We start from the raw sequence: 26,180 nt of genomic DNA on the forward strand, positions 1-26,180 counted from the left end.
CCTATCAAAAAAGTTGCGGTGATATTTCACCGCAACTTCTTTCTTCCTTATATACATATTCATCAAGTTTTGGAGAGTTCAATAAATCCTTCACCGAAAACATCACGCACGTCATGAATGGTGATAAAAGCAATCTCATCTTCTGCTCGTACAATCTTCTTCAGCATAGAAACTTCCTGCTTGCTAATCACAATGTATAGAATTTCTTTCTTATTTTTCGTGTAATAGCCATGACCGGACAGGACGGTTACTCCGCGATCCATCTTCTCAATGACTTGCTTCGCGATTTCATCCTGTTTGGAAGAGATAATCATGACTGCTTTTTTCGGATTGAGCCCTTCTATAATGAACTCCATCGTTTTGGTTCCGACAAACAGCAAGACAATGGTACACATTAATCCTTGCGGTCCAATGATGAAATATGAGGAGAAGGCTACAATCAGATCGAAAAACAGAAGTCCGTAACTGATATTCCAATCGAGATATTTATTGGCAAGCCGGGCCAGGATCACTGTACCTGCCGTAGTGCCTCCCACTCTAACAATCAAACCAATACCAAGACCAGCAAATAATCCACCAAAGATGGTATTAATCCAGAGTTCATCTGATGCAATCGTCCAGCTCTCCGTCAGATGAAGGAACAACGAGTTGAATACGACCGCAATAATTGTATACACTGTAGTCGTTTTATCGAGAAACCGATATCCCACAATTAATAAAATACCGTTCAGGATCAAGTTCATCAGTCCCGGGGACCATTCAAACAGGTAATACAAAATAATCGTAATGCCCGTGACGCCCCCTTCAGCCAAATCATTCGGGATCACGAACAGGTTCACCGCCAGTGCAAACAGAAAGGCACCTGCCATAATAAATAAAATATCCGTTATTCTCTTCTTCATTATCTACTCCACCCAATCCATCAAAAATCAACCTATTGAACCGTATCATAAGTTGTCATGCACCCAAAGATAGATTTTACCATGCTCTCATCAAAATTTGTATACATAATACAAATTGTTGCGTAATTTGTGCAAAGGAATCTGTAAAAACGTTCTTTTATTGACTGATACAAGTGAATACCTTCATACACCCATGACAAATGTCATGGTTCATCATTGATATTCATCATTATAAAAGGCTGACGTTTATGACTTACTGTCAAGGGTTAATACTCTTATAATAATAAAAAAAGCTTCCCTAGGAGAGATCGAAATCCTACGGGGAAACGCCAAGTTGTAGCTGATTACAGTTATAACGATTGAAGGAGGACACAATTTTATGAACAGATCAAAAGAAATGGCCTTAAAAAAAGAAGTTACCCCTTACGAAAAAAATGATCTCAGATTAAGTATCCGCCAGTTAATCAATACATTGCTCCCGCTCTTCTTGTTATGGGCTGCAGCTTACTTTAGCTTATCAGTTTCCTACTGGCTGACCTTCCCGATTGCCTTGGTGGCATCCGGATTTGTACTGCGGACCTTTATTATTTTCCATGACTGCTGTCATGGTTCATTCTTCAAGAGCAAACGCGCCAATGATATTCTCGGTACGATTACTGGTGTATTGACAGTTACACCCTATCAGCAGTGGAAAAACGAGCATTCTATCCATCACGCAACAAGCAGTAATCTTGACAAACGTGGTGTAGGTGATATCTGGGTTATGACGGTTGACGAATATAAAGCAGCTTCTCCTTGGGGACGTCTCTTCTATCGGATTTATCGTAACCCGTTTGTATTGTTTTGTATCGGACCCATTTATGTGTTTCTGTTGGCTTACCGTTTTAACCGCAAAGGTGCTAGACGTAAAGAACGTATCAATACACACCTGACTACCGTATTGATCGTAGTGCTCTATGCATTCATGTCCTGGTTAGTCGGATGGCAGGCTTTTGTAATGGTGCAGGCACCTATCTTCTTCTTCTCCGGTTTCTTTGGTATCTGGCTGTTCTACGTTCAACATCAGTTCGAAGAGACGTATTTTGAACATGAAGATGAGTGGAGTTATGTAAAAGCAGCTGTTGAAGGCAGTTCTTATTACAAATTGCCAAAATTATTGCAATGGATCAGTGGTAATATTGGGTTTCACCATGTGCATCACTTGAGCCCACGTGTACCTAACTATTTCTTGGAAGAAGCACATAACGCAACACCACCTTTGCAAAAAGCAACTACTATTACACTACGTTCAAGTCTGGTTGCCCTGCGCTTCCGTCTGTGGGATGAAGATTCTAAACAGTTTATTAGCTTCAGACAGCTCAAAAACTTGTCCCGCAAGCCGTATGTTCAACCGCCTATCCGAGTAACCAATCCAGCGGGTCTGACAGAGAAGCCTTAACTCTGTCGGATTCGTTTTCTTGTGTTCAAGCTATAGTCATGCTACAGTCATGCTAAAGTTGAGTACAAGTGCAAGGAGGAGAATTACATTCAAAAGTGGATGCAAAATTTTTATAAAAAGACAGGATTGAATCTTTATGTGTGGCTCGCCTTTTTCATCCTGCCCTTCTATTTCATTTCACAATATTCCAAATTATGGACGTTGGTAACTGGCATCATCATCATCCTCGTTTTCTTCGTCTGTTATCTGCTCGCCTTCATCACCAAGGGCTGGCAGGTGTACATGTGGATTGGGCTACTTATTGCCATATCCATTACGATGACTATTGCCTATGATTATGCCTATTTCTCATTGTTTCTTGCTTTTTTTATTGGGAATATTAAAAATAAAGCCGGTTTCTTCACCCTATACTCGGTGAACTTGGGAGCCAGCTTCCTAACCATTAATTATGGTTTTCTCAATCAGAGTTCATTGCTCGTGAGTCAGTTCCCGTTTGTATTCATCAGCTTAATGGCCTCCATCCTGCTCCCAATCAGTACGTATAACAAAAACAAAACTGAACATTTGGAAGGCCAATTGGAGAATGCAAACAAGCGACTTGATGATCTCGTAAAAATGGAAGAACGCCAGCGTATCGCTCGTGACCTGCACGATACACTTGGACAGAAGCTCTCTCTGATCGGTCTGAAAACCGATCTGGCGAGACGGCTGCTCCGCAATAATCCCGATCAGGCCGAGATCGAATTGAACGACCTTAGACAAACGGCAAGCACAGCTCTGAAAGAGGTCCGGGAAATGGTCACCACCATGCGTGGTACACAATTGGTCGATGAACTGTTCCGAGTAGAGCAGATTCTAAAGGCCGCTTCGATTGAATTTATGCTGGAAGGCAATCCGAAGCTGCAAGACACATCGCAATTGAATGAAAATGTGCTCGGCATGTGCTTGAAAGAAGCCGTCACCAATGTAGTCAAGCACAGTCAAGCAACCGCATGCACCATCATTATTGAAGAGACACCCGCCGATAATGTGCTAACTGTACAGGATAATGGCGTTGGTATAGAACGAACTCGTAAACAAGAACGACGTGGAACCGGAATTTTGGGAATGAAGGAACGACTTGAATTCGTCAATGGTTGTCTGGATATTCGTTCTAATACAAACATCGAGGGTACAGCCATCATTATTCATGTTCCCAAGCTCGTCCGCAAACCGATAAAGGAGGCAGAATCATGATTAGGATTGTAATCGCCGAAGATCAGCGCATGATGCTCGGTGCCCTGTCTTCCCTGCTTAATCTGGAGGAAGATATGGAAGTTGTCGGACGTGCCAGCAATGGCCAGGAAGCCCTCACTCTGGTACAAGAACTTGCACCAGACATCTGTCTGATGGATATCGAAATGCCCGTGAAAAGCGGCCTTGAAGCCGCAGAAGAACTCAAAGGAATGAGCTGCAAGGTCATTATCCTGACCACTTTTGCCCGGACCGGTTATTTCGAACGTGCCCTCAAAGGCGGTGTACGTGGATACCTGCTCAAAGACAGTCCAATTGAAGAACTTGCCGAAGCCATTCGCCAAGTCATGAATGGCAGACGAATCTTCGCTCCCGACCTGGTCGATGAGGCTTATGTCGAAGAGAATCCCCTGACGGAACGGGAGAATGCTGTTCTCGGCCTCATGGCAGACGGGAAGAACACGAAGGAAATTGCCGGACATCTCTTCATTACAACGGGCACAGTACGGAATTACATTTCCATTATTCTCAACAAGTTAAATGCCAGTAACCGCATTGAAGCCATCACTCGTTCCAAGGAAAAAGGGTGGTTCAAATGAAAGTACCGCTTTAACCCATTAAAACATAAGTAAGCACGTAAACCGGCTGCACAAGTCGTATAACATATTTATAATAAAAAGCTTGGCCCAGGTAAAACACTCCTGGTCCAAGCTTTTTGCGTGTATTTCAACAATCCAACATTCATCTCAATTCAATTCAATTCAATTGCAGAATATCCGTGTAGCGCTCAAGATTTCACAGATACTGCCATACCAAGGGCTTCCAATGGTACTTGATCGGTCTTAAGCTGGTGAATTTTATTACCATCCTGCCAAGAGATCGTTACATGAACAGACTTTCCGCCACTTGGATACTCCACCTTGATATACCCTTTATCTTTTGGTACAGGCAATGTATGTGATTCCAGATATTCCACTATTTTTTTCGCAATACCCGGATTATTCATTTCATCTTCAGAAACCGAACGAATCTGTAACGTCCATCTACCTTCTTGCCAAGTCAGATATTGACTGCCTGCGGCACCTTCACTCATGCCTTTGATGCCATGTCCCAGTTCCACAGCCATATCTGCTGGAATATCTTTCAGGTCCGTCTCAGGGAAAATTTCTGGCTGATTCGAGTCCTTATAGGTCTTCACTTCATAAGTAGCCAGTACAGGAATCTTACTGTCAGATGCAGTTAAAGATGGATCATTAATGGCAACAAACTGAGTGGTAGCGTAGAAGTTTACCTTAAATGCATCAGCAGTATTGGACAGTATTGCTGCACCCAAAGATGTACCCTTGTCCAATGTGAATGAAGTGGGTAACGCTGCATCCTTCATCTTCAACTGGTTCCGAACTTGCTTGATCACATCATTCACACCTGATTGACCTGTGGCAACTTGGTTGTCATTTGCCTTCGATCCTGATGTGTCTTCATTATCTGTTGTGCCCGTATTCTCTTTGGTTCCTGTTTCATTTTCATTAGAGAAATCAGCACCACCGCTGCCGGTCTCGGTCTGCTCACCCACTGTTGTCGTTGGTGAAGAACTATTCTCTGATGATGCTGCATTTGAATCCGGTCCGCCACATCCTGCCAGAGCAAGTAAAACGGCCGTCGTTACTGGAATGGTGATCCATAATGGTTGTTTCTTCATGATGTGTACCTCCTTCGTTGTAGCCAATCTAAAAAATTAAAAGATTAACGCTTGTCGTTCCAGAAGTTAACCGGCTGCACTTTTTTGCTTAATACTTCAAAACGATACCCTTCTGCCTTCAAAGTTTTCAATACTTGCGGTAATACTTTCAGTGTTGCTTCCTGGTCGTGCATAAGCACAACTGGTGTTGTTCCGCTCTTTTTCACATTGTGGATCTGTTTCATTACACTGTTATAGACTTTCTGGTGATCTTTCTGGTATTTCCAGTCTTCCGAATCCACATTCCAATCCCATAGATGAAATCCACCCTGGCCCAGCAGTACATTACGGAATGCCGATTTGAGATAAGGTTTACTACCATATGGCGTCCGCACGAGACTTGTTTTAACTCCGGCAACCTTATTCAGACTTACATTGGCCTGTTGCATCTCTTTTAATCCGCTATATGCAGATTTATAGAATTTGCTTGGAACATGAGTCACACCATGCAGACCCAATCCATGCCCGTCAGCTACGATTCGTTTGGTAGCCTTCTGAAATTTCTCCATCTGAGGACCCAGCATGAAAAACGTTGCCTTCGCATGATACTGATCCAGAATATCCAGTAACTGACCCGTATGAGCGGTTGGCCCATCATCAAACGTCAGGTATATGATTTTGGAATTTGCTTTGCTTGCACCATCCTTGGATGCAGCTGATTTGGCAGATACGGACTGCGGCAATAATAGTGGAATGATTAGTAAAATAGCAAGTGTGACCATGATAGATTTACGAATATGTAGCATAATTAAAAGTCTCCCTTATGTGTTATATTTCCCCGGGTGTCCATGTTTTTCTACCTTCATCCCTTGGCGATTAATCCTAATACTATCAAAGATAGTGGCTCCTGTTCTCGCTCCAAAGGCTACGGTAGAGTTACACTTTTGTCAGATAAACCTAAAATTTAATACGAATTTGATAGATTTGTGCAAAATAAGGTCCCGTCAGGATAGATCAATTGTGACATATCCTCTATTACCCACATTCAGAATTTTGATAGACCTTTACTCCAATTCAAGCAAATCAATACAATCATTAAATATCTATGCATGCAAAAAAACCTGCACAAGTGCAGGCTTCTTTGTCTTCAATCAGCATATGGCATCAAACCATCATCCCTTGCAAGGAGATTGCCCCCATTGCTTTCAGGATCATTACCTCATGCTGTATGTAAATGGTGTTTTTACGCTGGAATCTTATTGACTCCCTACGTGCATTTATTCAGCAGGAGCAGTGAACGAACGTTTGCCAAACTCTGCATCCAGCATGTAGAAGGCATTGCTGTCTTTTTCAATGCGGCGCAGCTTCTGAATAATATTGTCAAACAAAGCTTCCTCTTCAACCTGCTCATCAATGAACCACTTCAGGAAATACATCGTTGCATGTTCACGTTCATTCAGAGCGATGTCAGCCAGATTGTAGAATTTTTTCGTGTTTTGCTGTTCATGAGCATAACCATGCTCAAATACATCCAGCATCGAAGCATATTCATTCTTCGGTTCTGGCAAAGCCGCAAGTGTGGCACGTTGTCCACGATCATTCAAGAATTTGTATATTTTCATGCCATGGAATCGCTCTTCTTCCGCTTGCACGATGAAGAAGTTCGCAAATCCATCCAGACTTTTGCTGGAACAATAGGCTGCCATAGCCAGATATACATGAGCGGAATAAAACTCAAAATTCATCTGTTCATTTAAAGATTCTGTTAACGCTTGGCTCATAATCAAAACACCTCTTTCTTTCTCTAGGGATGGTTATATTCTAACATAACGTAAGCAGGACTTACACCGATTTCCTACAAAATTCGCCAATGACTGAACGAACAAAAAAGCTCTGCCGCGATGGCAGAGCTTCTTTCATTCTTTAGAGATAACCAATTATACCAAGAACGCTTTGGAGATGATAACCAACAGGATGAACAGAACCAGAATGGCACCTACAGAAGTGAAACCTCCGTATCCATAGCCTCTTGTTTCTCCACCTAATACTTCGCTCATTGACCGTACCTCCTCTGCAACAGGTATGGGATATCTTATGCAGGAAGAACGACTTTGACAGGGCGGATGCCCTAATTATTCAAAAGCTGTTTTTTTTCGTTCAGTACCGTGGAGATTGCACTCGCATGATATCCAGAAAAGGTACCTTCGCTGTGAACTCTTCTTCGGTATACTCTACATGCACAAGTCGTGTACGGGAGTCCATTTTGACGATGACTCCTTGCACCTGATCTTCCTTGCCCCATACCGTCAACAGTACTTCCGAACGTTCCCGAAAGGCTTCAACCAGCTGGTTTCCCAACTCTTCAAGTTCAAACTCATCCCGTGTAGGTCTTTTTGCTACTTTTGCTTTTGCCAATGTGGCTGCCTCCTCTACTCCGACGTCCCGATTCCACGGGTTGATTGCCGAGTTCATATTCAATTAGTATACCATTCATTTACGTTCGTGTAATCTCATGGCATCCAGAATGAACAAATTCCTCAGGCAAGTGACCGTTAACCGTGATACCTCCTATTCTTCTCCATACTCCACAATGATGCTGTACTCATTCGATCGGGTTTCGCCAGCCCGTTTTTGTCCATTCCATTCATACGTGTACCTAGCAATCAAGGCTCCTTGCAGCGTCCCCGTCTTCTTAGAAGCTAACTTCGCTACATACGAAATGTTCTTTTCCGTTCCAGGCTCAATCACGCCCACATGCAGAACCCGTGGTGTGGAATACTCTGGTAAGCTCAATTGGATCTCACCCGTAGCTTGCCCAAGCCATCTGGCACCCTCAGGTAAAATGTTCCCAAGTTGTACACGTGCCGGCAAATTACCCGTATTCCCCACACGTACCTGAAATGTGACGGTACCTCCCTGCTCGACCAAAGTGGGTGTCACTTGAACATAAGCCTGAATTATCGGCGCTTTCAATTCGACCACAGCTTCATTCGATGTAATCATCCGCTGCACTGATCGTGAATCTGGCAATCGAAATGTATACATCAGGCTAGCATGATTCACATACCTGTAGTCATCAGGCATCGATTCATCTCGATCTGGAAGTTTCGCTTCGAACTGAATATTCAGAACCGACCGGGCTGTCAATGTCCCCAGACTAAGCCCTTTAACAAGATTGGTTCCGGGACGTTTAACCCCATTCCAGCCCAGACTGCCTTCGACAAATGTCACACCTGTTGGCAGTACATCCAGGAGAGTTCCATCCACCGCATAACTGCTTGCATTGGAGACGGTAATATTATATTGGACGGCATCACCCAATGTGGCCGTTACCGGGAGCACACTTTTCAACACAGAGACCTGGGGCTGTATCACTTCCAGAGTAACCTGATTGGAGTAGACCGTCTCCTGCTGTCCTGCCGAGATATACGCCAGTACAGCTACACTTGATATTCCGTTTGCATCGCTTCCCCCCATAACCTGAACCCGATATTGTATCCGAATTGAGCTTCCGGGCAAAATCTCTCCAAGTTGTATGCCCGTATCAGGCGTTACTTGTGGCGCAAACATTTCATCTACGATGACACTCGCAGGTATAAAAACAATACCTTGTGGCAAAGAAATCGTTACTTGGGCATTCGTGGCTGCAATAAAACCCGGATTGCTCACGATGACGGTGTACATGACAATATCCCCTGAGAAGGTATAGATGTGATCCGCCTGAAAGGAGATCTCCAGCCGGGATGAGACCAGATTGACCTCCACGATATTGGATTGTTCCATCCCCGTAACCGTTCTGCCCTCCGGTGTCAAAAACTCATAGTTAACCTGTGCCTGATTCAGCAGCTTCAGTGCCTCAGGTAAACGCAAGATTACAACTTGGAAGTGGTATCGCAACGTGGCTCCGGGCGCGATTTCAGCTGGAGGCAATCCTCTCTCCGGTGATGCTCCCGGTAATGGAATACCATCACGCAATACACTGTTGGGAAGCAGTGCCGTCTCTGCAGATAGCTGATCCAATAGGTACACTAGGGCCGTAAGATTTCCGGTGTTAACAATTTCAACACGGTAGATAAGAGACTGCCCCAAGGCAGCCTCTGTGACATTGCACACTTTTCTTACTTCAAGCCTGGGACCGATCCACGGTGTTACAACCGTATTCGAATAGGATACCTGTTCCAGTTCAGTCGCACCCGAGCTGAATCGAACCATGGACTGATTCTTTAGCCAGTGGGACAACGGACCGGAAGATTGGCTCATATCACCACAACCTCTACTCTGAATGTAACCGTAACGGAAGCACCCGCAGCAATCGAACCAAGCGTGATGCCTGTATTCGGATTCCCTGTTGGTCTTGGCACACCATCCACCGTAACACTTCCTGGCACAAATACTGTACCGACAGGTACCGGGTCAACCATGACCACATTATTCACCACTTCAATGCCGCTATTGGTTACTACAACCGTATAGGTGATTACATCGCCAACAACAGCATCAATGGCACTTGTGCTTTTGGCAACAACAACATTTGGTGCAGATACCGGAATAACCAGAACATTGGAAGATACGGTCCCCGTCAACACACGGCCATCGGGCGGACTAAATGTATAGTTGGCAGTGGCCTGATTGATCAGTTGCTGATTCTGAGGCAATGAATCCACCGTAACTTCAAGCGTAACCGTTACGTTCACCGATCCACCAGGCGGTATCGTACCAACCACAATCCCTGATTCCGGGTCGGCTCCTGGTTGTGGAACACCATCGATCAGAACACTGTTGGGAAGCAGTACGGCTCCAGCCGGTATATTGTCCGTTAAGGTCAAGTTGGCTGCAAGATTTCCACTATTGTTGATGGTGAAAGAATAGATGATGGTGTCACCAATCGTTGCATTGGAGGTGCTCCCTGTTTTAGTTACGGCAATAATCGGCTGATAGATTGGTGTTACAACTGTATTGGAATACGCTGCTCCCGAGAAAACACCCGATGTGAAACTTACGGAAGACTGACTGCTTACTTCCGGTGGTGTTGGCAGTGTATTGACCCGTACTGCATACGATACCGCTATCGATGCTCCAGGGGCTAAACTACCAAGGGCTATGCCCAGCGCCGGGTTTGCCAAGGCCCGTGGAACACCATCTACCAGGACGCTGCCAGCAACAAATGTTACGGCTGGACTGATTGGATCGGTTAACACAATATTGTTTACAGGATCAATTCCTTCATTGGTCACAACCATTTCATACACAATCGTGTCGCCTACCACGGCATCGACTACCGAAGCCGTCTTGACTACACTCACGTTCGGAGCAGATACCTGAATGTTAAGTGCGTTGGATGTAATCGTGCCTCCAAGTGTTCTTCCATCAGGTAATGTATACGAAAATGTCGCAGAAGCCTGATTGATAATGGACTGGCTCAATGGTAACGTCACAATCACAACGGAGAAGGTAACTAGAGTTGTTGTGGAAACGACACCAAGCGGAATACCCGAAGCCGGATCTGCACCTGGTGCAGAAGCCCCGTTAATAATAACGCTATTTGGAACAAGCTCTGTTCCTGCCGGAATGGTATCCGTTAACGTGACAGATGCCCCATAGTTCCCGGTATTGGTAATGGCGATGCTGTACACAACAGTATCCCCTACTGTGGCTACCGTCTGATCTCCCGTTTTGACTGCAGCAAGAATAGGTTGATAGACCGGAGTTGTAACCGTATTGGAGAATGTGGTCGCTGAGAAAACACCTGATGTAAAGCTGACCGTGGACTGATTGTTTAACACTGCACTTGCGGGGAGCGCCGTAACCTGCACACTAAATACAACGGTTACCGTAACACCAGGTGCGATGGAACCAAGCGTTATTCCCGTAGAAGGATTGGCTCCAGGGCGCAGAACACCATCGACAAACACGCCGGTTGGCGCAAGAACGGTACTTGTCGGCACTGCATCCGTGAAAACCACATTGTTCACCGTTGCAATTCCGTTATTGGTTACAGCTATGCTATACGTTACGATATCACCAACTGATACCGCCGTTGAAGTTGTGGATTTGACGACATCGACATCCGGTGCCGATACGATAATGGTCAACACATTGGATAGAACAGACTCCGTGATGTTCCGCCCATCCGGCAATGTATATGATAGAGCTACAGAAGCCTGATTCACCAGTTGTTGCGGACTTGGCAGCGTATCAACAACCACTGAAAAGGTAATGGTGGTCGTAGCTCCGGGAGCCACATTGCCTGCGGGGATGCCCGTTGCTGGATTTCCTGCTGGCAGCGGTTGACCGTTTACAATAACGCTATTTGGAACAAGGATGGTTCCGGCTGGAAGGTTATCTGTCAGGTTAATCTGGGCTCCAAAGTTTCCCTGATTGTTCACGGTTATCGTGTAGCTGACCGTATCCCCAACGGTAGCATTTTGTGTACTGGCTGTTTTTTGCGCTGAAAGAATAGGCTGGTACACCGGAGTGACCACGGTATTGGAAAAGGTTGTGCTTGAGAATGTACCTGAGGTAAAACTGACCGTAGAGCGATTGCTCAACTGATCACTTGGCGGGATCACATCGACACGGATACTGAACGTGACCGTTGCGGACGTTCCGGGCCCCAATGTCCCAAGAGATACCCCACCTGCCGGATTGGCTCCAGGTTGCGCAACCCCATTCACTGTGACACTCCCTGTAACAAAGGAGGCTCCGGCTGGAATCGGGTCCGAAAACTGAATATTGTTCACCGGTGCAATCCCGCTGTTGGTCACCAGAATGGAATAGGTCACCGTATCGCCTACCGTAGCCGCAGTGGAAGCTGTGCTTTTGACAACAGCGACGTTTGGTGACGAGACCGGGAACGTGAGTGTATTCGAAGTGGCTGAGCCAGTCAACGTCCGCCCATCTGGAGGTGTAAATGTAAAGGATGATGTAGCAAAATTGCTAAGCTGCTGTGGAGATGGAAGTGAATCCACAACAACGGCAAACGTGACAACAGCCGCCGCCCCCGCTGCTACAATACCTACCGGAATGCCTGCTGCTGGCGTCGCTCCTGGCTGTGGCACACCGGATACAACCACACTGTTGGGTACTAAAGTAGTCGCAGCAGGAATGGTATCTGTCACGGTAACATTTGCCTCCAGATTGCCTGTGTTGCTGACCGTTACCGTGTATACAACCGTATCACCTACGGTCGCATTTACGGTATTTGCCGTTTTGACAAGTGAAATCTGCGGTTGTATGACCGGAGTCTGAGTGGTATTGGACGATGATGACCCTGAAAATGAACCGGATGTGAAGCTGACCGTCGACTGATTGTTAATCTGCGAAGGAATCGGCATGGTAATCGTCACCTCAAAAGTTACGGTAACCTCGGCTCCTGGAGCCAACGTACCGATTGGAATGCCGGCGGTCGGATTGGAGAGCGGGAACGAAGTCCCGTTCACAATGACACTTCCGGGTACAAATGGGGTATTCGAAGGAAGAGGATTGACATATACCACATTATTAACAGCTACTGTGCCGTTATTACGAATAACAGATGTGTATCGAATGACATCCCCGACTACGCCGTACTCTACATTGTCACTGTTGACAATCGTAACATTGGGCAGAGACACTGGAATAGTGATGGTGTTTGATGACGAGAGACCGGCAATCGTTCTCCCACTTGGAAGTGTGTAGGCAAACGAAGCAACCGCTTGATTAATTAACTGCCTTGCATCTGGCAAACTGGTAACCGTCGCAACAAAGGTGACCGTTGCACCTGAGCCCGCAGCAATCTCTCCTAGACTGATTCCCGACTCCGGACTGACCCCAGGTGTAGGTACGCCATTAATAATGACACTATTTGTGCTGAATACTGCTCCTGCTGGAATGGGATCTGTCAAGGTAACCGTTGCAGCTATATTACCTGTATTGTTAATTTGGATGGTGTAATTAAACGTATCTCCTACCGTCAAACTTGTTGTACTTGCTGACTTCACCACTTGAATCACTGGCAGAAATATGGGGGTATTTACCGATATGGAAGAAGAAACACCGTTAAAACTGCCTGATGTAAATGCTGCATTGGCCCGGTTACTAACCAAACCCGTGGATGGAACGGAATTCACTCGGGTCTGATAGGTCACAGTTACACTGCTTGAGCTATTCAATGTACCCACTGCGATTCCCGCAACGGGGCTTGCGCTGGTAACAGCAGATCCATTAATCGTGACACTACCCGGGACAAATTCAGAGCCGGATGGTGCATCAGAAATCACCAGATTTTGTACTGCACTAATTCCAGCGTTTGTTGCAACAACGGTATACGTAAGCACATCTCCTACTGTCGCATCCGGTGTGTTTACTGTTTTACTAATAGAAATATTGGGAGCCGATGCAGATATACGAACGATATTGGATAAGCTGCTGCCTGAGAGATTCCTTCCACTTGGAAGCTGGTACGTATAACTTGCAGTCCCTTGATTCTCCAATGTCGGGGGAGTCGGAAGTGTGGTGAGTGTAGCGCGAAACACCACCGTAGCCGTAACTCCCGGCAGGAGGCTGCCCAGTGTTATTCCGGTTAATGGACTGGTTCCAGGACGTGCAGTACCATTCAAGGTTACCGAATCCGGGACAAACGTCAGCCCCGCTGGAATCGTATCGGTCACATTCACTTGAGTCGCTATGTTTCCACTGTTCGTGACCGCAAGTGTGTATGTAATCTGATCCCCCAGTGTCGCATTGGTTTGGCTTGCCGACTTGTTGATACCGACAACGGCTTGGTATACAGGGGTTGTAATGGAATTGGAGTTGGAAATGCCCGTGAACGAACCAGAGCTATAGGACACTACCGCTCGATTAACTAAAGAACCTGAAGCAGGCAGAGACTGCACATTCACCTGAAACGTCACCGTTGCAGAACTTCCGGCCGCCAACGTCCCAATAGAGATGCCACTGCTCGGATTCGCAGACGGTACGACAGTTCCCCTTACGGTTGCACTGCCAGAAACAAAGGTTGTTCCGGCAGGGAGCGCATCTGTAAGTACCACATTGTTAATCACCTGAATACCGCTGTTGGTAGTAACTACGGTGTACGTGAAGGTCTCCCCGACTGCAACATCGGTAACGGATGCTGATTTTACCGTGGTCACATTGGGCAATGTTACCGGGATCGTTAAGGTATTCGAGGCGATGTTTCCCGTGATCGTCCGACCATCAGGTGAATTAAAGGAATAAGAAGCCGTAGCCTGATCCACAAGAGTCGGCGGTGTCGGCAAGCTTGTTACAAGCACCTGAAAGGTCACGGTATTGGCACTTCCTGCCGCGAGGCTCCCCAGATTAACGCCGGTAACCGGATTGGCGCCAGCAATCACATTTCCATTCAGACGAAAGCTGCCTGCTACATATGAGCTACCACTTGGTATGTTATCCCTCAATGTAACGTTGGCAGCAGCATTCCCTCCGTTGTTCACTTGGAGTGTATAGGTTACCAGGTCACCCACCGTGGCATTGGTGGTACTCGCCGATTTCACAATGGACAGGTTTGGCGAATAAACAGTAAGGGTGGAGTTATTGGACGGAATAACTCCGGTAATGACTGGCCCCCCTGCTACACTTTGAAATGTAAAGGCTGCATTGGCCGAATTCACCAGTTGCAGGATGCTTGCATCCTGACCGATGAGTGCTCGATAGGTTACAACAACACTGCTGGATAAAGTTAACGAACCCAGCGGAATGCCTGCGGTCACATCGAGGGTTGGGCGGGGTATCCCTGCGACCGTTACACTCCCTGGAATGAAGGTAAGACCTGCAGGAAGTGAATCGGATAAAACAACACTTGCCGCACTCGCAGTGCCTGCATTGGTAACGGTAACCGAATATAGAATACTATCCCCGACAACTGCACCGGCGGCGACCGTTGCCTTAGCCAATGTGATCTTGGGCGCATTAATATCAACTTGAATTGCATTGGCGTTGACAATGTAGGCATCCCCCGAGGTCGTTAATGTCAACACCGCAGATGACTGGTTATTGATCAGTCTTGCTGAAACATCCACATTGGTAATATCCCAGCCTTGTCGTCCACCGATAATATTGGTGCCTGGGGCCCCGTTAGTCTGGTTTCGCGTTCCGAAAGTCCCTGTAGTATTAAGCGCTCCGGTATCTCCGTTGATTTGGGAAGCAAAAAAGTTCGCAGCCAGATTATTGGGCCCGGACAAGGCAACCGATGTTGCTGAGGTTGGACCGAACAATGCCTGGTCCCCGGTCCGGTTCGCATCACCCTCCTGCGCACTGAACAGTATTCTTCCTCCCAATACACCAGAGAGTGGGGTTGCGAATCCTGTCAGTGTCGTTACGACCGGTGGTGAAGTGGATTGAACAAGTACGCCGCCTGCACGCAAAGACATGTTGCGAAAAGGGAGATTGGGATTCTGATAGATAACCCCAAGTGTCCATCCCGCATGATTGGCCGTGGAATCATTTGTAATAACAATAGTCCCTACCACTGCTCCGGTGATATATGTACCTGCTCCCCCATTTTGTACAAGTGTTGTGACATTGGCTGAACGTACATATCCTGCCGCATTGTTCCCAAGATCGAACTGATTGTAGGTTGCCGAATCGGGTGTAACGCTGAATGAACCCGCTGGAGTGATCAACGTTACCGGATTGTTGATAGCAGCACTCAGATTGACGGATCCATTGATATAACTTCCGCCCCAGATTAATTCCGCATATAGTATGGTACTCTCCGCAGGAAGAACAAGGATCGCAGCGGAACTATTACTCTGGTACAAGTTCGTTGTTCCCAGCGGATACGTCCCGAAACGCACATCCGCATTGACAGTCGAAAATGCCCCAATGCTATCCTGTGTACCAGGCACTCCTAACGTTTCGGAGCGGCTTAGTCCGAGTGTATTGCCCGTAAACGTAATTGCTCCCGTAGCATTGACGGTTGAACGAACGACAAGAGGAATGGAATTCACCTCCCCTTCAGCAAGAATTACAATCCGATGGAACGGAGCCTTATAAGAGTCTATGACGCTCCTTTCAAAATTTGTATGTCTCTATTTCAAAAGTTTGTATTATCTCTGTAATATTATGTAAGCTTAGTTCTCATGCTACGAATATAATGATTTGCGTTTTGCACAATGTGATTTATAATCATCATATACGAGAGTGATTCTGTCGTACCATTATGATGCAGTCAGCGGTGATATATGAGAGGTTTCCATACGCACAATAGCCACATTCCAACAGAGTACGAGTTCAAACATTCCAAATGGATTCAAAAAATGCTCCATGCCTACTGGATAGTCATCATTGCACATTTCGCCATTCAGATTGGCTGTTTCCTGTTTCTGGAGTATGATCGCACACCGATAGATTTCTTGATGAATGTGCTTTTCTGGCCTACGGCCGTCAGCAGTTCATGCATTTTGTTCGCAAGTTGGGTTGATCAGCGCTTCAGTTCATATTCCTTTTACACCATGTCTATAGCCAGCACGGTTATCGCCTGGACGATTATTCATGTCAATTATGACATTCGGATTATATTAGCAATCTGTCTGTTGCCCATCTTTGCTTCGGTGCTGTTCTTCAGTAAAAAGAGAGTCTGGATTGTCTTTCTGATGCAGATGACTGGTTACCTTCTAGTTTTGTTCGATCCGGCCTACCGATTGTACCTGTCTTCATTTGACATGGTATCCATTCCTGCTTTTCTAATCCTAGGTACATATGTAGCACAGGTTATCGTAACCAGCGGCGTTGAGGTGCTTGATGATCTTCAGGCCAGCATGCTTGCCAAGCAGGACCTTATTGTGCGAAATGCCATCATGACCAAACAGTCCAAAACAGACGGTTTAACCAACCTTTATAATCAAAGCTCATTCAAGGATTATTATGAAAAAGCATTTGAGTATGCCAACAGTGGCATGAGTCTGCATCTGGCCCTGATCGATATTGATGACTTCAAATCCATTAATGATACGTATGGTCATCGGGTTGGAGACATCATTCTGGAGAAAGTGTCCCTGATCATTCAGGAAACCATTACCTCAAGTGATATTGCAGCACGGTACGGGGGCGAAGAGTTCGCCTTATTGATGTTTGAGCAATCTTTCGAGCAGGCCTATGCCTTGGTGGAACAGATTCGTCAGAAGATTGCCCTGATGGGCCATCTGGAACTTGAAGGAGCTTCCATCACAGTGAGTATCGGTCTCAAAAGCTACAGTCCCAATCTAACCAAAGACAAATTGTTTGAGGAAGTGGATGCCTGTCTGTATGCCGCCAAACGAACAGGTAAAAATAAAACCGTAACATCACTTGATCTGGCTTCGTCCTTGGCAGAGAAAATATAAATAAAAAAGTTGTGCTGTACACCGGAATCCCGGTTTGTACAACACAACTTTTTTTGGGTTTGCATAGCATCAGCAGGCTGATGCTCTCATACGTTATTTTTCATTCCGCCCATTCCCAGCGATGACGATTTTGCTCCAGCCTGGGATGAAGATCACCTGATGGTCCGTCAATGATGAGACGCAGCTCTTTGATCCAATCCTTGAAGGAATCAAATGAAGCAAACAGATTTGCCATCTCTATCGTCAAATAAAGAAAATGAGGGGCTGGATATTCCGCAGTGATATGGCGCAGCGCGCTATCCACAGGCGTATATTTCTTTCTCTTGCCCTCAAGCCCCTCCACACGTATACGTGAAGTTGGATGTTCCCGCCGCCAATCATGCAGGCGGTCTTCTCTTTTGTAATATGCCTGTATCGTATCCTTGCTCATTCGTTTAAACGTGCTCTCGTGTAAAGGATACAGCACAAGCTGTATGAATGAACGGGTGTCCGCCGTTGCAGCGGCGCGTTCAAGTTGCTCATCGGTCACATGTTCAAACGAGTCATAAAAAGTCAGTGTGCCTTTGCGGCTGGCCGCAGGTGGCTCATAACCATAAGGTACAGATGTATATTTTCCAGACATTTCACCCCTCCTTGTCTATACGCACATTCGTACAAAGGTGATTGGGATAAACCCAGCTAATGTTATTATACGCTAACGATCCTGCTTCAACTCGGAATAAAATGTCATTCTGTTCTTGCCCGCACGTTTGGACTCATACAAAGCTTCGTCTGCCATCCGGATAATCTCACTTGGATTGTCGCTGTTGGTTGGATATTCAGCACCTCCAATGCTACATCCAATTCGAATTCGCTCATATTCGATAATAAACGGCTTGTTCAGACTTTGAATGATGGCTTCTGCATAAGCCATGGCTTCTTCCCTCGGATGACTTCCAACAGACTGAAGTACAATCAGGAATTCATCTCCGCCCAATCGGACCGTTATACCCTTCTCCTGACCAAGAGCAGACAGTCGCTGGGCCACTTTCTGTAGCAGCACATCTCCAGTCTGATGTCCAAGTGTATCGTTGACCCGTTTGAATCCATCGAGATCCAGATAGAGAAAAGTCAGCGTGTGATTTTCACTTTCAGTCTCCAGAGACTCCTCCAGATACACTTCTAGGGCAGTGCGATTCGGCAGACTAGTCAACTGATCAAAATGCGCCAGATTCTGCATCACGACCAGCTCCGAGTTTTTATTCATAAGAGAGGTCAGCATATCCCGAAGCGAACGGGACAACACTTCAATCTCCTTTATCCCCTTAATCGCAGGAATTTCAAGCTCTTCCCCTGCACGCAGTCGATTGGCTACTCTGGTAAGACGCACAAGTGGGGCAGAGATCAGACGTGAGACAAACCAGCCAATCAGTGCAAATAGCACGGTAACGGCAAGTCCCGCCCACACATTAAACCACATCAGGTCAAATACAGAAGCAAAAGCAGTCGACTTGACTTGACGAATGACTACGGTCCAGCCTAATCCGGGATAATCCTGATGACCCTGGCTGTAGGCAAATCCTGTCACATATTCCTTACCATCTGGCCACTCTTCAATGGACCAGCTGCTTTTGTTGCGCTGGGCCTCTTCGATGCCGGGCAATGCCAACGGTTTACCGATCCATTCCTTCGGCCCCAGCAGCACTGTACGTTCCTTTTTGCTTACGATAAAGAACTCAATGTCTTTTTCTTCCCTTTTCAATGGGGCAAGCACGGACTCTTCGACTTCCTTCGCCCATTCCCAACTTAAATGTGCAGCGAGCACACCCTGAATATGTCCCTTGCTATCCTTCAGCGGAAAACTGATATCGACAAATTGCAACGGCTCTCCCGTTGGATTCGGAAGCAGCTTGGCAAGAAGTACTGCATTATGCACATCTCCAATGAATTTACCCTTGATTCCCTCCTGATACACAGGTCGCTCTGATAAATTTTCCCCAAGCAAGATACCATCCGTGGCAGCTAACACTTTTCCCTTCGGGTCCATGAATCCAACCCATGAGAATGAGGGAAAGCTATCTTGTAACTGATCCAGCAGCATCTGAATCTCATCAGGTTGAAATCCATCTTCCAACGAAGCCATTCGGCCCAGCAGGTCCAGTTCACCCGCGCGAGCGGACATGAATCGATCCAGCTTGTCCGAAGCCTGTGAGGCCGTGCCTGTAAGCGAGTGACCAATCTCAGTCTCGACAGCAACAAACGACTTTTGGCTAAAAATAGACCCAATCGTCAGAGTAACCAGCAAGGATAACACAGCAAAGATGACTGTAAGCACAGTTCTAATTTTGAATGACATTACTTCCTCCATTACACGGTGAAACCATCTTGCTTTTCAACATAACTATGCTGCAAAGAGTACACGGAATGTCACCTAATCGTTTTCATATTTATCGGAACTTGTGTGTTTTTTTATTATACATGCCCATACAATATTATACTGAAATCTTCACCGTGTTTCTTCCATTCAAAGAATAGACACGATTCTGTATATACATACTTGGGTTATGAATATAGAGAGCAAGCATATCCTTCAAAGGATCATGCGCCTGTATGTCACAGAGAGAGTAATCGAAATACTAAACATTGGGGGTGTAATGTTGAGCCTGCTTCATGTTGCTGTTATTCTGCCTTTTGCCGCTGGCATTCTTCTTGCCATGCTGCATCGTTTCTTCCGTAAATTACATTTGGGATGGCCGGTTCTCCTTGTCCCGGCACTATTATTTGTATACTTTGCGAGTCTCATACCCGCTGTGTCACAGCGCAATACCGTAGCCGGAAATATCCCATGGATTCCTTCACTGGACATTGGATTTAACCTGTATCTGGACGGTCTGAGCCTCATGTTGACACTGCTAATCACCGGAATCGGTGTCCTCGTTGTTCTCTACTCCATCTTCTACATGGATATGAAAGAAGCGCTGAACCGTTTCTACCTGTATCTGTTGATGTTCATGGGAGCCATGTTGGGCGTGGTGCTGTCTGATAATATGATCGTGCTCTACGGATTCTGGGAATTGACCAGTATTGCGTCATTCCTGTTGATTGCATTTCATTACAAACGCAAAGCTTCCACTTCAGGAGCACAAAAATCTTTCCTGATTACGGTATTTGGCGGTTTCGCCATGCTTACCGGATTCATGATGATGTATCTCATTACCGGAACATTCAGTATTCGTGCAACCATTACAGGATTGGGTCAGTTTCAGGAAAGCGCACTGTTTCTGCCAGCACTTGTCTTGATCCTGATTGGGGCTTTCACCAAGTCAGCTCAATTTCCGTTCCATATCTGGTTGCCGGATGCCATGGAAGCCCCAACACCTGTCAGTGCCTATCTTCACTCAGCCACCATGGTTAAGGCCGGACTGTACGTTGTGGCCCGGTTTACACCGATCTTCGGTGGACAGGGACTCTGGTTCTGGCTCGTTACTGGCGTTGGTCTTCTGACTTTGTGTTATGGATCATTCCTGGCGGTGAAAAAAAACGATCTCAAAGCGATTCTCGCCTATTCGACCATCTCTCAACTTGGTCTGATCATGTCCCTCTTAGGGGTTGGATCTGCTGCTCTCTACTTCGGATATGGCGAATCCTCTGCGATGTACACCGTGGCAATAACCGCTGCACTGCTTCACCTGTTTAATCACGCGACCTTCAAGGCCGCTCTGTTCATGGTCGTAGGCATTGTTGATCATGAAACGGGTACACGTGACATCCGAAAGCTTGGTGGACTTGCTTCATTCATGCCAATTACATTCACCGTAGCATTGATCGGATCACTTGCTATGGCAGGTATACCGCCGTTCAACGGATTCCTGAGCAAGGAGTTATTCTTCCAGGCGATGGTCGAAGTCACGCATCTGCGAATCTTTGGACTTGGGTCCTGGAGTGTTCTATTGCCAATATTTGCTTGGCTTGCAAGTGTGTTTACCCTGATCTATGCGCTTATTATCGTGTTCAAAACATTCCTCGGTCGTAGCCAAAGCGAGATCCCTGCCGAGAAGCTGCACGAAGCGCCCGCTGGTATGCTCATTCCGCCCGTTGTTCTAGGTGTTCTTGTCGTTGTATTCGGACTTTTCCCGAATCTGCTGGCCGGATCACTGATTGAACCGGCAATGGCTGCTGTGCTTCCATCGCTCTTAGATGGGAATGAGCGCTTCGATGTACATTTCTCCCTGTGGCATGGATGGACTCCGGAACTGATTATGACGATCGGAGTTGTGATTCTCGGAATCACTCTCTACAAGCTGTTGCCACGATGGAGGAATATTTATGAGCACTATCCACAAGGATTAACCATTAACAATATGTACCATGTTGTATTGGATAATCTCCAGCATTATGCACGCAAATGGACGGAAGCCTATATGAATGGCTCGGTCCGTAATTATCTGGTTTACATTTTTTCATTCACGGTCGCCTTGTTGGTCTATGCCTTCTTCCGTTCAGGAGAGAATATCACCTGGAATCTGCAGGGCAATGCACCTTTCTCATTTTATGAGGTCGTTCTGCTAGTCACGCTCATCGGTGCTGCGGTTTCAATTCCTTTTGCCAAAAACAGACTGTCGGCAGTCATTATGACGGGCGCGGTTGGTTACATCGTAACCCTGCTGTTTGTACTCTTCCGGGCGCCGGATCTGGCATTGACACAGATGATTGTTGAGACCGTATCCGTTGCATTGTTCCTGCTCTGCTTCTACCATCTGCCTGAATTGCAACGTGGCAAATCAAGCCGCAGTTATCTCACGGTAAATATGATCGTAGCGATTGCAGTCGGTGTTGTGATGACCTTTGTAGCTCTAGCTGCAAGCGGAACAGCATCACTGGACAGCATTTCTACCTTTTTCCTTCAGGAAGCGTATGAGTCTGCGGGTGGTAAAAATGTCGTGAACGTCTTATTGGTTGATTTCCGTGGCTTCGATACGTTATTGGAGATTATGGTGCTTGGCGTTGCTTCATTATCCATCTACTCCATGATTAATCTGAACCTCGAAGCAAAAGATCTGGGAGCTCGCTTGAAGTTCCGTAAGAAGGACGAAAGTCAGGATTCCGAACCTGCTCTGGATGATGAAGCGGACAATACGAAAAAGTATGGTAACCGGGAACGGAGCTCATCCTCCTGGGATACTGTACCCTTGCAGAGTAATGATGTATTGCTGCAAACGACCACCAAGGTCGTTGTGTTCATCATTCTGACATTTGCCATGCACCTGTTCTTTGCAGGACACCACAATCCGGGCGGAGGTTTTATCGGCGGCTTGGTAACAGCGGCAGCACTCGTATTGATTGCCCTGGCATTCAGTACGGATACGATACGCAAAGCGTTACCCGTTGACTTCCGTGTTCTAACAGGGATCGGATTGGGTATAGCCTTACTTACGGGTGCGGGTTCATTTATATTCGGAGTCCCGTTCTTAAGTCAAACCTTCGGCTATTTCGAACTTCCTTTGCTGGGAGAAACAGAACTCGCCACGGCTATGCTGTTTGATCTTGGCGTGTATCTCGCTGTCCTGGGTGTCACCATGACCATCATTCTACAGATCGGGGAGGATCGCTGATATGGAAATATTGATGTGTGTAGCCGTTGGCATTCTGTTTGCGGTTGCCGTCTTTTTAATCTTGTCGCGGAGCCTGCTCCGAATCGTACTTGGCATGTCCATACTAACCCATGGTGTGCATCTACTCTTGATCACCATGTCACGTCTCAAAACAGGGGCCCCACCCCTGCTTGGGGAGATGGCTGAACGTTATGTCGATCCTCTTCCTCAGGCTTTGATACTAACTTCAATTGTAATTAATTTCGGACTCACTGCGTTCTTCTTTGTTCTCTCATATCGATCTTATCTGAAGTTAAAAACAGACGATATGGAAGAAGTAAGGGGGCGCCCATATGAATAATCTCGTCGTTCTGCCGATTCTGTTGCCTTTAATTACAGGTGTTCTGTCTCTGCTATTTTTCCGGAAAACAAATATCCAGCGGATCATTAGTGTCATTGGACTGTTGTTTACAGCAGTGGTCTCAACGATACTCATTACGCGGGTAGCTCAGACTGGAGTTCTAACGCTTAATATGGGCGGATGGGCACCTCCCTATGGCATTGTGCTAGTAGCTGACATGGTATCGGCGCTACTTGTCGTCGCCGCTTCCATCATTGCACTGGCGTGTCTGCTGTATGCGTTCCGCAGTGTGAACAAGGAGCGAGAAGAACATCACTTCTATCCGTTCTTTCATTTTCTGATTGCAGGAGTTAACGGTTCATTCTTAACCGGAGATTTGTTCAACCTATTTGTTTGCTTTGAACTGATGCTCATCTCTTCCTATGCACTGATCGTATTGGGAAGTACGGAAAGACAGCTTCGTGAAACGATCAAATATGTCTTGATTAACATCGTTTCTTCAGCACTGTTTGTCGCTTCTATTGGCTTCCTCTACTCCATTACTGGCACACTGAACATGGCAGATTTATCCGTAAAAATTGCTGAAGTGGGACAGAGCGGGGTCATTACCTTAATTGCCGTTCTCTTCCTGATCGTTTTTAGCATCAAGGCCGGACTGTTCCTGTTCTTCTGGCTGTCTGGCTCTTATGAGGCACCACCTGCTGTTGTCACTGCATTGTTCGCAGGATTGCTCACCAAGGTTGGCTTGTACGCCATTGTGCGAACATTCACACTGATCTTCTATCATGATCCTGATTTCTTCCATGCACTGATCGGATGGATGGCTGGTGCAACGATGGTCCTGGGTGTCATCGGTGCGATCTCATACCGTGATGTGAACAAAATTCTCATCTATAACGTGGTCGCAGGTGTAGGTTTTGTCGCTTTTGGTATGGCTTCGGCCAGTCGTCCTGCGCTGGAAGGTCTGCTCTTCTACATGCTGCATGACATGTTGATCAAAACATTGCTCTTCCTTCTCGGCGGAGCCTTGATTGCGGTTGCCGGAACATCCAAACTGGACAACATGGGCGGGCTGATCCATCGCTATCCGCTGCTCGGCTGGATGTTTTTCATTAGTTCACTTGCCTTGGCGGGCTTGCCTCCATTCAGTGGTTTTCCGGGGAAGTTGCTTCTCTTTGAAGGTGGCTTGCAGGCAGGCTTGTATGGTCTGACCGGCATTGCGGTGCTCTCCAGCTTATTAATGTTATATTCGGTACTGCGCATCTTCATACAAGCGTTCTGGGGTGAACCGCCTGCCGGGGTTGTAAGACGCCCTTACGCGGTGAACGGCCTGCTGATTCCTGCCGGAATTCTGTTTGTATTCATCATCGTAATGGGTGTGGGGGCTGAAGGCATGTTCCAATTGACCTCCCGCGCAGGCGATATTCTACTGCATCCCAATATTTATATTGATGCCGTATTGAAGGAGTAGATGTCTATGGCCTTTCAGATTGTACTGAATCTTATCATTGCTTTTGTATGGATGTTTCTGAACAACGCCTGGAATGGTGTTGGTTTTCTCATAGGTTACCTGCTCGGACTGCTTCTCATCGGGGGGATGCGCAGATTCTTCCCCCAGCGCTTCTATATTGTTCGAGTCTGGGCCATCTTCAAACTGATTGCACTGCTGTTCAAGGAACTGGTGCGAGCCAGCATTGAGGTTATACGCCAGATTATCAAGCCCAAGCTCGACATAAGGCCCGGTATTTTTACGTATAAAACTCAATTGTCCTCGGATTGGGAGGTCACCCTGCTCTGTCTGCTTATTTCATTAACACCAGGTTCTCTGCCACTTGAGATCTCGGGTAATCAACGCAAACTGTTTATCCACGCGCTGGATATCAAGGATGAACAGAAAATGAGAGATAATATTCAAAACACATTCGAAAAAGCAATTATGGAGGTGACGCGTTAATGTTATCCTCACTGTTGTTCATCTCATTGCTCATTCTCTCCTTAGCCATACTAGGGTGCTTGTACAGGGTGCTTCGGGGACCATCCATGGCTGATCGGATTACAGCATTGGATACCATTGGTATCAATGTGATTGCTATCGTTGCCGTACTGTCGATGATGTTGCAAACCCAGGCCTATCTGGATATCATCTTGCTGATTGGCATTCTGGCTTTTCTAAGTACAGTGGCATTTGCACGTTATATTGAACGGGGGGCGGTATTCAAAAATGATGGAGATCGTTAAGGTAACCGCTGAAACCGCTATAGGTCTACTCGTACTGCTCGGTGCACTACTCAGTGCACTCAGTGCATTCGGACTTATCCGTCTGCCTGATGTATATCTACGTGCCCATGCCGCAACCAAAAGTATGACACTTGGAGTGTTCTGTGTACTAAGCGCTACATTTTTCTACTTCTGGTACTTCGATAACTATATCAGTGCCCGCTTGTTGCTAGGTATTCTGTTTGTATTCATTACGGCTCCTGTCGCCGGACATCTGAACGGACGGGCCGCCTATCGCACAGATGTGCCACTCTGGGAGCAGAGCGTGCAAGATGAATTGGAACCCTTGTTAAAAGGGAAAAAGGTGAACCATGAAGCCAAGGACATGATGGAGTAATCCCCAGCCTGGGCATAACAAATACCCCCAAGGATCAGCCGCC

20 protein-coding genes are annotated in these 26,180 nt (G+C 46.5%); 10 read left to right on the plus strand and 10 right to left on the minus strand.

Annotated elements, in window-relative coordinates:
* Nucleotides 1-62 precede the first annotated feature (62 nt).
* Entirely contained in the window at nt 63-902 is an 840-nt protein-coding gene (locus tag QF049_RS10495; RefSeq protein ID WP_307537201.1) for a YitT family protein, read from the minus strand.
* 379 nt (nt 903-1,281) lie between these two features.
* Here QF049_RS10495 and desA point away from each other — a divergent pair, with 379 nt between their 5' ends.
* From desA to QF049_RS10510, 3 genes are all read left to right on the plus strand, one after another.
* Complete coding sequence (gene desA / locus QF049_RS10500) at nt 1,282-2,340, plus strand: Delta(5) desaturase DesA (protein ID WP_091016855.1); 1,059 nt, start codon at nt 1,282-1,284, stop codon at nt 2,338-2,340.
* An 87-nt stretch (nt 2,341-2,427) separates the two neighbouring features.
* Nucleotides 2,428-3,576 (plus strand): sensor histidine kinase, encoded by a 1,149-nt coding sequence (locus QF049_RS10505; protein ID WP_307543183.1) that lies wholly within the window; start codon nt 2,428-2,430, stop codon nt 3,574-3,576.
* A complete protein-coding gene (locus QF049_RS10510; RefSeq protein ID WP_307537205.1) occupies nt 3,573-4,172 on the plus strand; it encodes a response regulator transcription factor in 600 nt (199 codons plus the stop codon). Before QF049_RS10505 ends, QF049_RS10510 begins: the two co-directional genes overlap by 4 nt.
* Nucleotides 4,173-4,360: 188 nt before the next feature.
* On the opposite strand, the gene QF049_RS10515 is transcribed toward QF049_RS10510, so the two are convergent.
* The 7 genes from QF049_RS10515 to QF049_RS10545 form a co-directional block, all read right to left on the minus strand.
* Entirely contained in the window at nt 4,361-5,272 is a 912-nt protein-coding gene (locus QF049_RS10515) for a hypothetical protein (RefSeq protein WP_307537207.1), read from the minus strand.
* 44 nt (nt 5,273-5,316) lie between these two features.
* On the minus strand, nt 5,317-6,057 hold the full coding sequence (locus tag QF049_RS10520) for a polysaccharide deacetylase family protein (RefSeq protein WP_307537209.1): 741 nt from the start codon (nt 6,055-6,057) through the stop codon (nt 5,317-5,319).
* A 471-nt stretch (nt 6,058-6,528) separates the two neighbouring features.
* Entirely contained in the window at nt 6,529-7,032 is a 504-nt protein-coding gene (locus QF049_RS10525; protein WP_017688845.1) for a ferritin, read from the minus strand.
* Nucleotides 7,033-7,188: 156 nt separating this feature from the next.
* Nucleotides 7,189-7,308, minus strand: a complete 120-nt coding sequence (locus tag QF049_RS10530; protein ID WP_017688846.1) for a hypothetical protein — start codon at nt 7,306-7,308, stop codon at nt 7,189-7,191.
* Between the two features lie 100 nt (nt 7,309-7,408).
* Nucleotides 7,409-7,666: a YolD-like family protein gene (locus QF049_RS10535; protein WP_036608707.1), complete on the minus strand. Its 258-nt coding sequence runs from the start codon at nt 7,664-7,666 to the stop codon at nt 7,409-7,411.
* 153 nt (nt 7,667-7,819) lie between these two features.
* The gene (locus QF049_RS10540; RefSeq protein WP_307537212.1) at nt 7,820-9,511 is read right to left on the minus strand and encodes a DUF11 domain-containing protein; all 1,692 of its coding nucleotides are present in this window, start codon (nt 9,509-9,511) and stop codon (nt 7,820-7,822) included.
* On the minus strand, nt 9,508-16,218 hold the full coding sequence (locus QF049_RS10545) for a DUF7507 domain-containing protein (protein WP_307537214.1): 6,711 nt from the start codon (nt 16,216-16,218) through the stop codon (nt 9,508-9,510). Before QF049_RS10545 ends, QF049_RS10540 begins: the two co-directional genes overlap by 4 nt.
* A 234-nt stretch (nt 16,219-16,452) precedes the next feature.
* On the opposite strand from QF049_RS10545, the gene QF049_RS10550 reads away from it, so the two are divergent.
* Complete coding sequence (locus QF049_RS10550; protein ID WP_307537217.1) at nt 16,453-17,592, plus strand: GGDEF domain-containing protein; 1,140 nt, start codon at nt 16,453-16,455, stop codon at nt 17,590-17,592.
* Between the two features lie 100 nt (nt 17,593-17,692).
* On the opposite strand, the gene QF049_RS10555 is transcribed toward QF049_RS10550, so the two are convergent.
* Together QF049_RS10555 and QF049_RS10560 are read right to left on the minus strand one after the other, a co-directional pair.
* Nucleotides 17,693-18,214, minus strand: coding sequence for a hypothetical protein (locus tag QF049_RS10555; protein WP_307537219.1), 522 nt, complete (start codon nt 18,212-18,214; stop codon nt 17,693-17,695).
* A 72-nt stretch (nt 18,215-18,286) separates the two neighbouring features.
* Nucleotides 18,287-19,927 carry a sensor domain-containing diguanylate cyclase gene (locus tag QF049_RS10560; RefSeq protein WP_307537221.1) on the minus strand — a complete coding sequence of 547 codons (1,641 nt, stop codon included), beginning with the start codon at nt 19,925-19,927 and terminating at the stop codon, nt 18,287-18,289.
* A gap of 301 nt (nt 19,928-20,228) precedes the next feature.
* Between QF049_RS10560 and QF049_RS10565 the strand changes: the two genes are divergently transcribed.
* From QF049_RS10565 to mnhG, 6 genes are read left to right on the plus strand one after another with little or no spacing between them, the layout of a single operon-like run.
* Entirely contained in the window at nt 20,229-23,183 is a 2,955-nt protein-coding gene (locus QF049_RS10565) for a Na+/H+ antiporter subunit A (RefSeq protein WP_307543185.1), read from the plus strand.
* A 1-nt stretch (nt 23,184) separates the two neighbouring features.
* Nucleotides 23,185-23,523 (plus strand): Na(+)/H(+) antiporter subunit C, encoded by a 339-nt coding sequence (locus tag QF049_RS10570; protein WP_036670645.1) that lies wholly within the window; start codon nt 23,185-23,187, stop codon nt 23,521-23,523.
* Nucleotides 23,516-24,994, plus strand: a complete 1,479-nt coding sequence (locus QF049_RS10575) for a Na+/H+ antiporter subunit D (RefSeq protein WP_307537225.1) — start codon at nt 23,516-23,518, stop codon at nt 24,992-24,994. The genes QF049_RS10570 and QF049_RS10575 overlap by 8 nt, the downstream gene beginning before the upstream one ends.
* 6 nt (nt 24,995-25,000) lie before the next feature.
* Nucleotides 25,001-25,477, plus strand: coding sequence for a Na+/H+ antiporter subunit E (locus QF049_RS10580; protein WP_105598383.1), 477 nt, complete (start codon nt 25,001-25,003; stop codon nt 25,475-25,477).
* Nucleotides 25,477-25,761 (plus strand): Na(+)/H(+) antiporter subunit F1, encoded by a 285-nt coding sequence (locus tag QF049_RS10585; protein ID WP_017688855.1) that lies wholly within the window; start codon nt 25,477-25,479, stop codon nt 25,759-25,761. Before QF049_RS10580 ends, QF049_RS10585 begins: the two co-directional genes overlap by 1 nt.
* Nucleotides 25,745-26,137, plus strand: a complete 393-nt coding sequence (mnhG, locus tag QF049_RS10590; protein WP_076249568.1) for a monovalent cation/H(+) antiporter subunit G — start codon at nt 25,745-25,747, stop codon at nt 26,135-26,137. The genes QF049_RS10585 and mnhG overlap by 17 nt, the downstream gene beginning before the upstream one ends.
* Nucleotides 26,138-26,180: the final 43 nt, after the last annotated feature.

The organism is Paenibacillus sp. W4I10 (assembly GCF_030816325.1).
Lineage (GTDB): Bacteria > Bacillota > Bacilli > Paenibacillales > Paenibacillaceae > Paenibacillus > Paenibacillus amylolyticus_B.